At 74.4% G+C, this 12,665-nt stretch carries 12 protein-coding genes; 4 read left to right on the top strand and 8 right to left on the bottom strand.

Annotated elements, in window-relative coordinates; genetic code table 11:
• Positions 1-96: 96 nt before the first annotated feature.
• The gene (locus GSF02_RS15095) at positions 97-573 is read left to right on the top strand and encodes a DUF4307 domain-containing protein (protein ID WP_159797983.1); all 477 of its coding nucleotides are present in this window, start codon (positions 97-99) and stop codon (positions 571-573) included.
• A 191-nt stretch (positions 574-764) separates the two neighbouring features.
• Positions 765-1,247: a transcription elongation factor GreA gene (greA, locus tag GSF02_RS15090; protein ID WP_159797981.1), complete on the top strand. Its 483-nt coding sequence runs from the start codon at positions 765-767 to the stop codon at positions 1,245-1,247.
• Positions 1,248-1,349: 102 nt separating this feature from the next.
• Here greA and GSF02_RS15085 read toward each other — a convergent pair whose 3' ends face one another.
• The 4 genes from GSF02_RS15085 to melA all read right to left on the bottom strand — a co-directional run bounded on the left by GSF02_RS15085 (position 1,350) and on the right by melA (position 6,022).
• On the bottom strand, positions 1,350-2,267 hold the full coding sequence (locus tag GSF02_RS15085; protein WP_235915611.1) for a carbohydrate ABC transporter permease: 918 nt from the start codon (positions 2,265-2,267) through the stop codon (positions 1,350-1,352).
• Complete coding sequence (locus tag GSF02_RS15080; RefSeq protein WP_235915610.1) at positions 2,264-3,247, bottom strand: carbohydrate ABC transporter permease; 984 nt, start codon at positions 3,245-3,247, stop codon at positions 2,264-2,266. The genes GSF02_RS15085 and GSF02_RS15080 overlap by 4 nt, the downstream gene beginning before the upstream one ends.
• Positions 3,231-4,529 (bottom strand): ABC transporter substrate-binding protein, encoded by a 1,299-nt coding sequence (locus GSF02_RS15075; RefSeq protein ID WP_159797979.1) that lies wholly within the window; start codon positions 4,527-4,529, stop codon positions 3,231-3,233. The genes GSF02_RS15080 and GSF02_RS15075 overlap by 17 nt, the downstream gene beginning before the upstream one ends.
• 98 nt (positions 4,530-4,627) lie before the next feature.
• Entirely contained in the window at positions 4,628-6,022 is a 1,395-nt protein-coding gene (gene melA, locus GSF02_RS15070; RefSeq protein WP_159797977.1) for an alpha-glucosidase/alpha-galactosidase, read from the bottom strand.
• Positions 6,023-6,153: 131 nt separating this feature from the next.
• Here melA and GSF02_RS15065 point away from each other — a divergent pair, with 131 nt between their 5' ends.
• Positions 6,154-7,014, top strand: coding sequence for a helix-turn-helix domain-containing protein (locus tag GSF02_RS15065; RefSeq protein ID WP_159797975.1), 861 nt, complete (start codon positions 6,154-6,156; stop codon positions 7,012-7,014).
• Between the two features lie 31 nt (positions 7,015-7,045).
• On the opposite strand, the gene ilvA is transcribed toward GSF02_RS15065, so the two are convergent.
• The 4 genes from ilvA to GSF02_RS15045 form a co-directional block, all read right to left on the bottom strand.
• Positions 7,046-8,311 carry a threonine ammonia-lyase gene (ilvA, locus tag GSF02_RS15060; protein ID WP_159797973.1) on the bottom strand — a complete coding sequence of 422 codons (1,266 nt, stop codon included), beginning with the start codon at positions 8,309-8,311 and terminating at the stop codon, positions 7,046-7,048.
• An 81-nt stretch (positions 8,312-8,392) separates the two neighbouring features.
• Positions 8,393-9,736 (bottom strand): AI-2E family transporter, encoded by a 1,344-nt coding sequence (locus tag GSF02_RS15055; protein WP_201308952.1) that lies wholly within the window; start codon positions 9,734-9,736, stop codon positions 8,393-8,395.
• Positions 9,737-9,875: 139 nt separating this feature from the next.
• The gene (locus tag GSF02_RS15050) at positions 9,876-11,090 is read right to left on the bottom strand and encodes a cystathionine gamma-synthase (RefSeq protein WP_159797971.1); all 1,215 of its coding nucleotides are present in this window, start codon (positions 11,088-11,090) and stop codon (positions 9,876-9,878) included.
• Positions 11,091-11,099: 9 nt separating this feature from the next.
• Positions 11,100-11,714 (bottom strand): YdeI/OmpD-associated family protein, encoded by a 615-nt coding sequence (locus tag GSF02_RS15045; protein ID WP_159797931.1) that lies wholly within the window; start codon positions 11,712-11,714, stop codon positions 11,100-11,102.
• Between the two features lie 117 nt (positions 11,715-11,831).
• Here GSF02_RS15045 and msrA point away from each other — a divergent pair, with 117 nt between their 5' ends.
• Positions 11,832-12,503 carry a peptide-methionine (S)-S-oxide reductase MsrA gene (msrA, locus tag GSF02_RS15040; protein WP_159797929.1) on the top strand — a complete coding sequence of 224 codons (672 nt, stop codon included), beginning with the start codon at positions 11,832-11,834 and terminating at the stop codon, positions 12,501-12,503.
• Positions 12,504-12,665: the final 162 nt, after the last annotated feature.

The raw sequence follows: 12,665 nt of genomic DNA, 5'->3' as shown, positions 1-12,665 counted from the left end.
GACCTCCTGGGACGAACAGAACCGCCGGCCGGCCGGAGCGGGCCGCGGCAGGGGCAGGGCGACGGCGGGCGCGCCCATGGACCACAATCATTCACCATGAGCGACCCCACCTCCTCCGTCCCGCCCGCGGACCGGTACGGGCGCCGGCCGCGCCACCCGGCGCCGTCGGCCCCTGCGCCCGGGGACGAGGAGCTGGAGCCGGAGGACGGCGGACGGGGCCGCACGCGCCTGTCCCGCAGGGCGCTCGTGGCGGTCTGGGCGGCGATCGCGGCGTGCGTCGCCGCCGCGGGGTTCCTGGCCTGGTCGCAGCACCGCGCCAACCCGGTCACCGTCGACGTCGTGAGCTACCGGGTGCTCGACGCCGAGAGCGTGGAGGTGGAGCTGCAGGTCTCCATGCCGCCGGGGACGACGGCGGTGTGCACCGTGGAGGCGCTGTCCGAGTCGTACGCGCAGGTCGGCGCCCTCCAGGTGCCGGTGGGCCCGAGCGACCGGCAGACGACCCGGTACGCGGTGACCGTGCGGACCTCCCAGCTGGCGACCACCGGGGTCGTCGAGGGGTGCGAGCCGGGCTGACCGGGGCCGGCGGTTCACCCGCCGGCCCGACCCGCCGCGGGCCGCACGATTCCCCCCGTCGCGCGGATCCCGGCTACGCTGAGGGATTCACACAGCAGTCCTGACACCAGCCGGCGCGCGTGCCGGACGCCCGCCGGGCGTACACGTGCGGCCCTGGGCAGGCTGACGAGCACCACGAAAGGAGAGCCCTCGTGACCGAGGCAAACGTCACCTGGCTCACCCAGGAGGCTCACGACCGGCTGAAGGCTGAGCTGGAGCACCTCTCCGGGCCTGCCCGCACCGAGATCGCCGAGCGCATTGCCGCCGCCCGCGACGAGGGCGACCTCAAGGAGAACGGCGGCTACCACGCGGCCCGGGAGGAGCAGGCCAAGAACGAGGCCCGCATCCGCGAGCTCACCGAGAAGCTCCGCAGCGTCCGGATCGGCACGCCCCCCGACGACGGCAAGGTCGAGCCGGGCATGGTGGTCACCGCGCTGCTCGCCGGGGAGGAGATGACGTTCCTCCTCGGGTCGCGCGAGATCGCCGGGACCACGGACCTGGACGTCTACTCCCCGACCTCGCCGCTGGGCGCCGCGATCGACGGCCACGCCGTGGGCGACACCGTCACGTACACCGCGCCGAACGGCAAGGAGTTCACGGTCGAGATCAAGGCTGCCAAGCCCTTCTCCGGATGACGTCGCCGACGACGACGTCGACAGCGCCGGAGGGCGGCCCCGCGGGGCCGCCCTCCGGCGTTTCGCGTCCCACCGCGCGGCGGCGGGCCGCGCGACGCACGGTCACTTGATCCCGGTGCTCGCGATGCCCTGGACGAACGTGCGCTGGAAGACGAGGAACACCACCAGCAGCGGCACCACGGCCACGGTCGCCACCGCCATGACCGCGCCCCACGGCGAGGTGAACGCCGGGCTGTTGGTCAGCGTCGACAGCCCCACCGGCACGGTGAGGTTCTCGTTGCCCTGCAGCACCACGAGCGGCCACAGGAAGTCGTTCCAGCGGTTCATGAAGCCGAGGATCACGAGCACGCCGACGAGCGGCCCGCAGGTGGGCAGCACCACCCGCAGGAACGTGCGCACCTCGCCCGCCCCGTCGAGCCGCGCTGCCTCGATGAGCGCGTCCGGGACGCCGAGCATGAACTGCCGGGCGATGAAGATCCCCACGACGTCGAAGAGGGTCGGCAGGATCACCGCCCACGGCGAGTCCACCAGGCCGAGCCGCGCGGTGATGAGGAACGACGGCACGAGCGTGACCTGGATGGGGATCATGATCGTGACGAGGAACGCGGCGTACAGCAGGCCGCGTCCCCGGAACCGGAACTTGGCCAGCGCGTAGCCCGCGCCGAGGGAGACGCAGACCGACAGCGCGGTGCCGACGCCGGCGATGAAGAACGAGTTGCCGAGCCAGCGCCACACCGGCTGCTGGGCGAACACCTCGCCGAAGTTCGCGGTGGTCGGGGCGTCCGGCCACAGGTAGAACTCGCTGCTCTGGGACTGGCCGCCCGGCGTCAGCGCCGAGACGACCATCCAGTACAGCGGGAACACCACCACCATCGCGGCCGCCGTCAGCGCCGCGGTGAGCAGCCAGCGGCGCCGGCGGCCGGCGCGCTCCCGCGGCGAGCGGGACGGGCGCCCGGGGCGGCCCGCCGCGCGGCCGGGGGCGGCCGCGTCGCGGACGCCCGACGTCGTCAGGGCGGTCACAGGAGGTCCTCCGCTCTCTTGGTCGCGTGCTGCCGCAGCAGCGTGAACACCAGCAGCACGGCCGTGAGCAGCAGGCCGAGGGCCGCGGCGTAGCCCATCCGCGCGTCGGCGAAGGCCGAGCGGAACACGTACTGGATGAGCACGGTCGTGGAGAAGCCCGGGCCGCCGCCGGTCATCACGTAGATGACGTCGAAGGCCTGCAGCGAGAACACCACGTTGAGGATCAGCAGGATCGACGTCGTGGGCGCCAGCATCGGGACGGTCAGCCGGCGCAGCCGCTGCCACCGGCCCGCACCGTCGATCGCCGCCGCCTCGCGCAGCTCCGACGGGATCGACTGCAGGGCGCCGAGGTAGATCACCATGCAGAACCCGATGCGGGTCCACACCACCACGAGCACCAGGGTGAGCATGGCCGTGCGCGGCGAGGTGAGCCACGGCAGCCCGTCGAGGCCGAGCGCCTCGAGCGCGTTGTTCGCCACCCCGTAGTCGGGGTTGAAGATCCACGACATGATCACGCCGACGACCACGCCGGCCGCGACCATGGGCACGAAGAACAGCGCGCGCAGCGCGGCGCGGCCGGGCAGCGGCCGGTTGAGCGCGATCGCGAGCGCCAGGCCCACGACCATCGCCGTCGGGACCGTGCCGACCGTGAACACCAGGGTGTTGAGCAGCGCCGTGCGCAGCAGCGGGTCGCTCGTCATCGTCGCGTAGTTCGCCGCGCCGACCCACTCCCCCTCGCCGAGGGTGGCCGTGTCCTGGAACGACAGCGCGACGGCGATGACGATCGGCACGAGCGAGAAGCCCAGGAACAGCAGGCCGGCGGGGCCGACGAACGCGTACGGCACCCAGCGCGAGCGCCGGCCCGACGCCGACGGCGCGTGCCCCGCCCCGCCCGCGGGCCCCCGCGCGCCCCGGTGCGGGGCCCGGCCACCGGGCCGCGGCGGGCTCTCCTGCAGCAGCGGCTCAGCGTTCCGTGACACTGCGCATCGCCTCCGTCATCTGGGTGCCGCACTCGGCGGGCGTGAGCTCGCCGAGGAAGCACAGGTCGAGGTAGTCGGCGAAGACCGCGTTGAGCGAGCTGAAGTACTCGCCCGACTCGGCCCGGACCATCGACAGCGGGATGGTGGTGGCCTGGTCGATGAACTGCTGCATCGTCCCGGCGTGCCGCTCGTAGCCGATGTCGCCCGCGTCGAGGGACGAGCGGGCGGGCAGCCAGTTGCCGCGGCGGCAGAACTCGACGACCTTCTCGCGGCTCGTGATGTGGGCGACCAGCTCGGCGGCGAGCTCGGGGTGCTTGGTGGACTTCGTGACCGCCAGCGCGTTGCCCCCGAGGTCGGAGGCCTCGCCGACGTCGCGGATCATGTAGGTGGTCCCCCACTCGTCCGGGCGTCCCTCGTCGAGCGGGGCGATCGACTCGGGGTTGTCGAGCAGCAGGCCGATCTGCCCGGTCAGGAAGAGGTCGCGCGCGACGGCGCCGCCGCCGGACTTGCTCATGTTCGCGTGGGAGACGAGCCCGTCGCGGTACCAGCTGCGGCCGAACTCCAGCGCCCGCACCGCCGCCTCCGAGTCCATGCTGGGCGTGGCGCCGTCGTCGCCCAGGAAGCTGCCGCCGGCCTGGTAGACGATCGGCAGCCAGCGGTAGGCGGTCTCGGGCCCGCCCCAGCCGTAGCCGAAGCCGTAGCCGCCGGTGATCCTGCGGGCCTCGCGGGCGATCTCGAGGAACTCGTCCCAGCGCCAGGCCTCGTCCAGCGACTGCGGCACGTCCACGCCGATCTGCTCCACGACCTTCTTGTCGTAGTAGGTGATGAAGTTGTCGGTGTGCTGGAAGACGCCGTACAGGCCGTCCTCCCGCGCGCCGATCGCCCAGAAGGCCTCGGAGTAGTCCCGCTGGAAGTCCGCCGGCACCTGGCCGGAGATGTCGAGCAGGCTGCCGTTGGCCGCGTACCGGCCGATCTGCTGGGGCGTGATGCGGATGATGTCGGGCGCCAGGTCTGCCGCCAGCCGGCTGATGAACCACTGGTGGAACTGCCCGGTGGTCACCTCCACCGCGACGCTCGTGCCGGGGTGGGCTGCGACGAACTCGTCGGCGATCGCCTGGTAGGACTCCAGGTCGAGCGGGATGTTCCAGGAGGACAGGCGCAGGTGCTTGGTGGTCGTCGGGGCGCCGGAGCAGGCCGCGAGGGCGCCGGCGACGCTGATGCCGGCCACCGCGATGAAGGCGCGGCGCGACAGCCGGCGGCGCGTGGGGGTCTGGGGGTCCATGTCGGCTCCTCGCCGTCGAGGATCGGGCCCGCGGTGGGGCCGGGGTGTGCCGGGACAGGGGGCGGGCGTCCCGGGGCGGCCCCGGGACGCCCGGCCGGTCAGGCGACCGGCTGCGCGACGGCCGGCCGCAGCGCCTCCGGCAGGAGAGCGGCGTGCGCGGCGAACAGCTCGTCGGTCATCGCGCGGATCTGCTCGAGCGTGCAGTGCGCCGCCGTCAGCGGGTCCATCGCGACCGCGTGGTGCACGTGCTCGGCGTCGCCGGTGAGCGCCGCCCGCACCGCCAGGGTCTGCACGTTGACGTTCGTCCGGTTGAGCGCCGCCAGCTGCGGCGGCAGGTCGCCGAAGCTGGTGGGCTGCACCCCGTTCGCGTCGACGAGGCAGGCGACCTCGACGCAGGCGTCCGCCGGCAGGTTGGTGATGACGCGGCCGTGGTTGGGCACGTTGCCGTACACGACGGTGGGCACGCCCGTGACCATCGCGTTGACGATCTGGGCCCCGTACTCGACGGACGGGGCGAGCTCGGCCTTGAGGCGCGCCAGCTGGTCGTCGACGTCGCCCTGCTCGTCGTGCGCCGCGCAGATCTCGTAGTAGTCCCACCGCTCGGGCACGTACTCCAGCACCGTCTGCGGGTCCTTGCGGAAGTACGGCACGTACTCCGAGGCGTGGTGGCTGGACTCGGTCTCGAAGTAGCCGAAGTGCTGCATCAGCGTGGTGCGCACCTGCTCGTTGCCGCCCTCGTACGTGCTGGCCGCCGCCGCGGCCTCGGAGTGGTCGCCGTCGTCGGACAGCAGGTCGGCGGCGGCGCGGCCGCGCTGGTGGCGCTCGCCCATCACCGCGCGCAGGCGCGGGTACAGGTCCTCCGCGCCGCGGCGGAACTCCAGGATCCACGCCTGGTGGTTGATGCCCGCGCACCGGTAGGAGACCTCGTCGTACGGCACGCCGAGGGTGCGCGCGAGCATCCGCGTGGTGCCCTGGACGCTGTGGCACAGCCCGACGGTGCGCAGGCCGAGGGCGTTGAGGTAGGCGGTGGCCATCGCCATGGGGTTGGCGTAGTTGATGAACTGCGCGTCCGGGCACAGCTCGAGGGCGTCGCGCGCGATGTCCTGGTAGGCGGTCACGGAGCGCAGGAAGCGGAAGACGCCGCCGGGCCCCACCGTGTCGCCCACCGGCTGGTCGACGCCGTAGCGGCGCGGGATCTCGACGTCGTGCCGGTAGGAGGCGACGCCGCCCACCTGGAACGTGATGATGACGAAGTCGGCGTCGCGCAGGGCGGCGCGCCGGTCCGTGGTCTCCTCGACGGTCGTGGGCAGCCCGTGGTGGGCGACGAGGTCGCGCGTCGCGGTGGCCACGCGCGCGAGCCGGTCGCCGTCGAGGTCCATGAGGCACAGGGTCGCGTCGCGCAGCGCCGGGAAGCTGAGCAGGTCCCCCACCAGCCGGAAGGGGAACACGAAGCCGCCAGCGCCGATGATGGTGATCTTCGGGGAATGAGCCATGCCGCGACGCTACGGACGAGGATGCCGGTCGGACCTCCGGCTGGGTCGCGCGACCTTCCGGGATCCTTCGCTCCCGGCGCCGTCGTGCGCCCCGCGCGACCGCCCGGGGCGAGCGGCCTATGCTCCCGGCCATGGTCTTCACGGACGACGACGTCCACCTGGAGCAGCCGGCGCTGTGGGCCCGCCGCGGGGCGCCGCCGGTCATGGCGCGCCCGCACCGGCACGACGACCTCGAGCTGAACCTCGTGCACTCCGGGCGGCTCGAGTACCTGTTCGGCGGGTCGCGGCTGCACGTGGGCGCCGGCGAGGTCGCGCTGTTCTGGGGCGGGACGCCGCACCAGCTGGTGGACCCGGCCGCGACGGCCACTGACGTGTCGTGGATCCACGTGCCGCTCACCCAGGTGCTGAGCTGGGCGCTGCCCACCGGGCAGGTCGCGCACCTGCTGCGCGCCCGGCCCGTGGTGGTCGACGCCGCCGGCCTCGTGCGCGACGTCGCCGCCCTCTTCGCCGCGTGGCACGCGGACGTGCTCGCCGGGCGCGACACCGACGTCGTCATGCTGGAGGTGCAGGCGTTCGTGCGGCGCACCCTCGGCGCCGAGGCGCGCGAGGGGCGCGAGGGGCGCGAGGGGCGTGAGGGGCGGCGGGCGAGCGCGCCCGAGGAGCTGGCGGGCGCGGCGGCCAAGGCCGCGGCGATGGCGCAGTACGTGGCCGAGCACTACCGCCGGCCCGTCTCACCGTCCGACGTCGCCCGCGCCGTGCACCTGAGCCCGTCGTACGCGATGACGCTGTTCAAGCACGTGGTGGGCACCACCGTGGGCACCTACCTGGCCCGCTGCCGCGTCGCGGAGGCGCAGCGGCGCCTGATCACCACCAGCTGCACGACCGCCGAGATCGCGCACGCGGCCGGCTTCAGCTCCCTGAGCAGCTTCTACGACCAGTTCCGGCAGATCTGCGGCATGGCGCCGGGCGACTACCGGCGCCGGTTCCGCTGACCGACCCCGGCCCGCCGGCCCGGTCCGCGCGTCACTCGACGCCGAAGCCCGCCCCGCGCAGCCGGGAGACGATCTCGTCGCGGTGCTCGAACCCCTTGGCCTCGACCTGCAGCGTCACGAGCACCTCGGAGACGGCGAGCGACACGTCGGTGCGGGTGTGCTCCACGTGCACCACGTTGCCGCCGGCGGCCGCGACCGCCTCGACCAGCGCCGCCAGGGCGCCGGGGCGGTCGTCGACGCGCACGCGCAGCTGCAGGTACCGGCCGGCCGCCACCATGCCGTGCTGGATGACGCGCATGAGCAGCAGCGGGTCGATGTTCCCGCCGGTGAGCACGGGCACCACCGCGCCGCGCCCCGCGAAGTCCTGCGGGGCCGCCATGACCGCGGCCACGGCGGCGGCGCCGGACGGCTCGACGACGAGCTTGGCGCGCTCGGCCACCAGCAGCAGCGCGCGGGAGAGCTCGTCCTCGCTGACGGTGCGCACCTCGACCCCCAGCCGCTCCAGGATCGCGTACGGCACCTCGCCCGGGGTCCCGACGGCGATGCCGTCCGCCATGGTCGGGCGCGCGTCGGCGGCGACGGGCCGCCCCGCCGCCAGCGACCGCGGGTACGCTGCCACGTTCCGGGCCTGCACGCCCACGACGCGCACGTGCGGGGCCGCCTCGGCAAGCGCGGCGGCGATGCCCGCCACCAGCCCGCCGCCGCCGAGCGGCACCACGACGGTGCCGGCGTCGGGCACCTGCTCGAGGATCTCGAGGCCGAGCGTGCCCTGGCCGGCGACGACGTCGACGTGGTCGAACGGGTGGATGAGCACGCGGCCCGAGCGCGCGGCCTCGGTCCGCGCGGCGACGAGGGCCTCGTCGACGCTGCTGCCCACCAGCCGCACGTCGGCGCCGTACCCGCGCGTGGCCGCGAGCTTGGGCAGCGGGGCGTCCACCGGCATGAACACCGTGGCGTCGATGCCGAGCAGCTGGGCGGCCAGCGCCACGCCCTGGGCGTGGTTGCCGGCCGACGCCGCGACCACGCCCAGCGCCTTCTGCTGCGGCGTGAGGCGGGACATGCGGGTGTAGGCGCCGCGGATCTTGAACGAGCCCGCGCGCTGGAGGTTCTCCAGTTTGAGCACGACCGGGTCGCCGACCTGCTCCGACAGCGCCCGCAGGGGCTGCACCGGGGTGCGGGTGGCGACGTCGGCGAGCAGCGCGGCGGCCTCCCGGACGTCCGCCAGGGTGACGGCCCCGGCCGGGCCGTCGGCCCCGCCCGTGGTGCCGGTGGTCGGCGCGGCGTCCGTGGTGCTCATGCTCGCGTGCTTCTCTCTTCCTGGCGGTCCCGGGCGCGCGCGAGGGCGCGGGCTCGGCCGAGCCCGTCCGGCCGTGCGGTGTCAGGCGCGCCGCTCGGGGTCGCGCGCCTCCTCGATCTCCGACGTCACCGTAGCGCCTGCGCCCGACCCGTCCGCCGCGTCGTCGCTCGCGCCGGGCGCCGGGCCGTCCGCCGCGTCCGCCGGCACGACGGCGCCGTCCGGGGCGACCGCGGCCGTGACCGCGCGGCCGGAGCGGCGCAGCGCGCCCGGGCGGGCGCCGAGCGACAGGCTCGGCCGCGACGGCCGGCGCCGCAGGAGCGGGACGTGGTCGTCGGTGCCGAGCTCGGGGAACTTGTCGCTCCCGTGGAGGTACAGCAGCACGGTGTTGAGCACCGCGGCGAGCGGCACCGCGAAGAGCGCGCCGACGATGCCGGCCGCGAGGCTGCCCGCCGCGACGACGAGCACCACGGCCACCGGGTGCAGGGAGACCGCGTGCCCCATGAGGAACGGCTGGAGGACGTGGCTCTCGGCCTGCTGGACCAGCAGCACGATGCCGAGCATGATCAGCGCCGCGCCCCACCCCTGGGCGACGAGCACCACGACCACGGCGACGGCGCCGGTGAAGATCGCGCCGACGATCGGGATGAACGAGCCGACGAACACGAGGATGCCGATGGGCAGGGCGAGGGCGGGGACGAAGAACGCGGACCCGACGCCGATGCCGACGGCGTCGACGAGCGCCACCAGGATCTGGGTGCGCACGTAGGCCGAGAGCGTGACGATGCCGCGGCGGCCCGCCTGGTGGACCTTCTCGCGCGCGCCGATCGGCAGCAGGTTGACGAGCCAGGTCCAGATCGTGCGCCCGTCGAGCAGGAAGAAGACCGTGCAGAACAGCGCGATGAGGGCGCCGACGAGCACGTGCCCCACGGTCGTGGCGGCGCCGAGCGCGCCGGTGATCAGCGACGACGACGCGCCGCCGCCCATGACCGTCTGCTGCAGCTGCTCGACGTATCCGTCGAGCTGGTCGCTGTCCAGGCTCAGCGGGCCGTTCTGCAGCCAGGTGGTGATCTCGTTGAAGCCCTCGACGGCCTGGTCGCGCAGGTCGGCGAACCCGGCGACGATCTGGCTGCCGGCCAGGGCCACCAGCGCCGTGACCACCACGATCAGCCCGACGACCGACACCCCGGTGGCCAGCCCGCGCGGGAAGCGCAGCCGCCGCTCCAGGCCCACCCGCAGCGGGCGCAGCAGCACCGTGAGCAGCAGCGCGACCGCCACCGGCACGACGATCGTCTTGAGGACGGCCAGCAGCCACAGCAGGCCCGCCACGAGGGCGGCGATGAGCAGCACCCGCCACGACCAGTCGGCGGCGGCGCGGATGCTCGGCGGCACCGAGGCGGTGCGCGCCTCGGGTCGGGTCTCGGTCATGCTGCCACCCTAGGGACGGCGGACACGGTCCGCCCGGGTTCGTGCGCACATGTCCCGTGATCTTCACCCCGCCTGCACCTGGGCAGGTCACGGCCCCTCGCCCCGCACGGCGGCGCGCCGGGCGAGGGGCCCGCGGGCGTCAGCCGAGCGCGGCGTCGAGGTCGGCGACCAGGTCCTCGGCGTCCTCGATGCCCACGGACAGGCGCACCAGGTCGGCCGGCACCTCGAGCGCCGAGCCGGCGACCGACGCGTGCGTCATCCGGCCCGGGTGCTCGATGAGCGACTCGACGCCGCCGAGCGACTCGGCCAGCGTGAACACCTGCGTGCGGGAGACGACCTCGAGGGCCTTGTCCTCGCTGCCGACGCGGAACGAGACCATGCCGCCGGCCCCGCGCATCTGCTTCTTGGCCAGCGCGTGCCCGGGGTGGGACTCCAGCCCCGGGTAGATCACCTGCTCCACGCGCGGGTGCTGCTCCAGGAACCGGGCCACGGCCAGCGCGTTGGCCTGGTGGCGCTCCATGCGCACCGCGAGGGTCTTCAGGCCGCGCAGCGTCAGCCAGGAGTCGAACGGGCCGGCCACGGCGCCCGAGGCGTTCTGCCCGAACGCGACGGCGTCGGCCACGAGGCGGCCGCCGTTCGGCGCCTCGCGCCCGCCCGGCAGCGTCGCGCCGTCGGCCACCACCAGTGCGCCGCCCACGACGTCGCTGTGACCGCCCACGTACTTGGTGGTCGAGTGCACGACGACGTCCGCGCCCAGCGCGATCGGCTGCTGCAGGTAGGGGCTGGCGAAGGTGTTGTCCACGACGAGCAGCGCGCCGGCGTCGCGGGCCACCCCGGCCAGCGCCGCGATGTCGCTGATGCCCAGCAGCGGGTTGGTGGGGGTCTCGACCCACACCACGCGCGTCGTGGGCCGCACCGCGGCGGCCACGGCGTCGAGGTCGGTGAGGTCGACGGCGGTGTGCTCCACGCCCCAGGCGCCGAAGGTGCGCGCGATGAGGCGGTAGGAGCCGCCGTAGGCGTCGTCGGGCAGGACGACGTGGTCGCCGGGGCGCAGGACGGCGCGCAGCAGCGTGTCCTCGGCCGCCAGGCCGGAGGCGAACGCGAACCCGCGCGCCGGCGTGGCGCCGCGCGGCGTCTCGGCAGCGGCGAGGGCCGTCTCGAGCGCCGTGCGCGTCGGGTTGCCGGAGCGGGTGTACTCGTAGCCGCCGCGCAGCCCGCCCACGCCGTCCTGCTTGTACGTGGAGGTCAGGTGCACGGGGACGACGACGGCGCCCGTGGTGGGGTCCGGGTCCTGCCCGGCGTGGATCGCGCGGGTCGAGAAGCCGGCGTCGGACCAGTCATGGTGCGTGCTCACCCCGCAAGCCTACGAACCGTCGGCCACCTCGTGCGCCGGACGGCGCCTCTGGGGGTAGAACGTCTCACCGTTCTCGAGCATGGTCACGAAGCGGGCGATGTTCCGCTCGCGGGTCTCGGCCCGCTTCACGGCCGACAGGCGGAACAGGAACGCGTACCGGTTCTGCGCCGTCAGCACGTCGAACATCGCCTGCGCCCGCGGGCTCGCGGCGACCGCGGCGGCCAGGTCGGGCGGCACCTCGATGGTGCGGCTGCCGTCGTAGGCGGCGTCCCACCGCCCGTCGGCCTTGGCGCGCTCGACCTCCGCCAGCCCGCGCGGGCGCATGCGCCCCTCGGTGGTCAGGCGCCCGACGATCCCGACGTTGCGGGTCGACCAACGGCTGCGCGCGCGGCGCGGCGTGAACCGCTGCAGCGTCGAGACGTCGTCGCGCGAGCGGCCCTGGCCGTCGATCCAGCCGCTGCACAGCGCCTCCTCGAGCGCCGTGTCGTACGTGAGCGTCGTCGGGGCGTCCTTGCCCTTCCGCGCGAGCACGAGCCAGACGCCGTCGGGGGTGTCGTCCTCGTGCTCGTCCAGCCACGCGCGCCACGCCGCGACGTCGGGGAAGACCCGCTCCTCGATCTCCATGCGCCGACCGTATGCGCGCCCGCCCACACGCGGAACACCCGGGCCCGCGCGGGTGTTGGTCACGGTGTCGGCCCTCGCCCGCGAGGAGCCGGCGGATAAGCACCTCAGGAGGTAACGATGAGCATCTTCGACCAGCTGTTCGGCGGCTCCGCCAGGACGACGATGGTGGCGCCCGAGGACGCGCTGCCGGGCCGCCAGTCCCCCGTGCTGCCGGCCGCCCGGCCGCACACGGTGCTCGGCACGTCCATCACCGGGCCGTGGCCGGAGGGCACCCGCGTGCTCTACCTGGCGATGGGCTGCTTCTGGGGCGCCGAGGAGATCTACTGGCAGGTCCCCGGCGTGGTCTCCACCGCCGTCGGGTACATGGGCGGCACGACGCCGAACCCCACGTACGAGGAGGTCTGCACCGCCCGCACCGGGCACGCCGAGACCGCCCTCGTGGCGTACGACCCGGCGAAGGTGTCCGAGGAGGAGCTGCTGCGGATCTTCTGGGAGCGGCACGACCCGACCTCGGGCTACCGCCAGGGCAACGACGTCGGCACGCAGTACCGCTCGGCGGTGTACTGGACCACGCCGGAGCAGGAGAAGGCGGTCCGCGAGACCGCCGAGGTCTACGGCGAGGTGCTGGCCGCCCAGGGCTACGACCCGATCACCACCGAGCTGCGCCCGGCCGCCGAGGCCGGCCCGTTCTACTACGCCGAGGACTACCACCAGCAGTACCTCGACAAGAACCCGAACGGGTACCGCTGCCACGCCACCACCGGGGTGCCGTTCCCCGTCGCGGCGTGACGCCGCCGCGCTGACGGCGTGACGCCGCCGCGCTGACGCCGCCTGCTGGACCGCACGCCGGCGACCTCCGGGTCGCCGGCGTGCTGTCGTCCCCGGCCGCGGGCCGCGCCGTCGCCCCGCCGGCGCGGGGCGGGCCTCAGCGGCCGCGCCTCGTGCCGCGCG

Source organism: Puerhibacterium puerhi, from assembly GCF_009846865.1.
In the GTDB taxonomy this organism is placed as follows: Bacteria; Actinomycetota; Actinomycetes; order Actinomycetales; family Cellulomonadaceae; genus Puerhibacterium; species Puerhibacterium puerhi.
Note: the sequence above shows the minus strand (reverse complement) of the source record. Positions and strands in the feature narration are given on the sequence as shown.

Bases quoted from the DNA above. Each gene is read 5' to 3' on its own strand.
- GSF02_RS15095 (WP_159797983.1), top strand. From the start codon at position 97: ATGAGCGACCCCACCTCCTCCGTCCCGCCCGCGGACCGGTACGGGCGC.
- GSF02_RS15075 (WP_159797979.1), bottom strand. From the start codon at position 4,529: ATGGACCCCCAGACCCCCACGCGCCGCCGGCTGTCGCGCCGCGCCTTC.
- melA (WP_159797977.1), bottom strand. From the start codon at position 6,022: ATGGCTCATTCCCCGAAGATCACCATCATCGGCGCTGGCGGCTTCGTG.
- GSF02_RS15065 (WP_159797975.1), top strand. From the start codon at position 6,154: ATGGTCTTCACGGACGACGACGTCCACCTGGAGCAGCCGGCGCTGTGG.
- ilvA (WP_159797973.1), bottom strand. From the start codon at position 8,311: ATGAGCACCACGGACGCCGCGCCGACCACCGGCACCACGGGCGGGGCC.
- GSF02_RS15055 (WP_201308952.1), bottom strand. From the start codon at position 9,736: ATGACCGAGACCCGACCCGAGGCGCGCACCGCCTCGGTGCCGCCGAGC.
- GSF02_RS15045 (WP_159797931.1), bottom strand. From the start codon at position 11,714: ATGGAGATCGAGGAGCGGGTCTTCCCCGACGTCGCGGCGTGGCGCGCG.
- msrA (WP_159797929.1), top strand. From the start codon at position 11,832: ATGAGCATCTTCGACCAGCTGTTCGGCGGCTCCGCCAGGACGACGATG.